Origin of the sequence: Pelotalea chapellei, from assembly GCF_018531195.1 — a bacterium.
GTDB lineage: Bacteria > Desulfobacterota > Desulfuromonadia > Geobacterales > Pseudopelobacteraceae > Pelotalea > Pelotalea chapellei.
Map to the genome: position 1 here is coordinate 1 of NZ_JAHDYS010000038.1, position 1,151 is coordinate 1,151.

Genomic DNA, 1,151 nt, shown 5'->3' on the forward strand with positions numbered 1-1,151 from the left:
AGCAACTGTGTTAGGTGTCAAGAGGTGTTATGTGTGTTGCATGAAATTCGGGTCCCACGGCACCATGTTTTTCAGCATGGTATTGAGAACGGTCAACAACTTTCGCATACACGCTACCATGGCCACTTTGTGCAGTTTTCCGGCTTTTGTTAGACGATCATAAAAGTCTTTGATAGCTGAGTTTGACTTTATAGCGGAGAGTGTCGCCATGTATAGCATTGCTCTCACGGTAGCTCTGCCACCAAATATGGCCCTCTTGCCGCGCATCGTGCCACTGTCACGGTTAAAAGGACAGACGCCTACAAGAGCACTAATCTTGTGACGGTTCAGCGTCCCAAGCTCGGGAAGAGAGCATACTAAGGTTGTAGAAACTACTGGCCCGATTCCTTTGCAGGTAGTTAAGAGCTCGACTTTTCCCTTCCAGATCTCGTTCTGGCTGATGGTACTTGAGAGTTCTTTATCAATCTCTGCCAAGCGTTTCTCAAGCCAGGCGATAGTCTCTTTGATATCTTTTTTGACGCTTACATGAGAACTCCCGAGTCGGTTCTTCTCGGCAGTAATCATGTCTATGATCTGGCGTCTGCGGGTGATCAATGCGGTTAATGCTTGGTTGCTGTCGTCTTTAAAAGGCCTTGGTTCGGGTTTTATGGCTTCACCAAAGCGAGCAATCATCTTTGCATCGATACGATCAGTTTTGGCAAGTTGCCCGGTAGCTTTAGCAAAGTCTCGGAGCTGACGCGGATTGATAATAACTACTGGAAGTTCCGCTGCAATAAGCATCGCGGCAACCAGGTTTTGCAAGCCACCAGTTGCCTCTAAAACAATCAGCTTTGGCTGTATGGACTTAAACATTACAACGAGATCTCGACACCCGGCTTCATTGTTGGGAACACTCACTTCCTCATCGCTTGGAAAAATTGCGACGTCGAGTGTTGCTTTACTAACATCAATGCCAATAAATGATTCAGTCATTCTCCACCTCCCGGCCTTGCGGATGCGGGATCACAATGTCCCAGGCAACTGTTCGGGATGTTGAAGGAGGAACATGGCGCTTCAAGCTCTCCCACGGGCTTCAAGCCCAGAGGGCAGTCGTGCTGCCATGTCCCGTGCACCGTTGTTAAGGAAAACCATACCCTCTACCTCTGAATATA

The 1,151-nt window shown here is 48.2% G+C and carries 1 protein-coding gene; it reads right to left on the reverse strand.

The window, feature by feature from the left end; genetic code table 11:
* Positions 1–27: 27 nt before the first annotated feature.
* Positions 28–972, reverse strand: coding sequence for an IS110 family RNA-guided transposase (locus tag KJB30_RS17820; protein WP_214301719.1), 945 nt, complete (start codon positions 970–972; stop codon positions 28–30).
* Positions 973–1,151 lie beyond the last annotated feature (179 nt).

What these genes read in the sequence shown, in the direction of transcription:
- KJB30_RS17820 (WP_214301719.1), bottom strand. Translation starts at nt 972, where the DNA reads ATGACTGAATCATTTATTGGCATTGATGTTAGTAAAGCAACACTCGAC.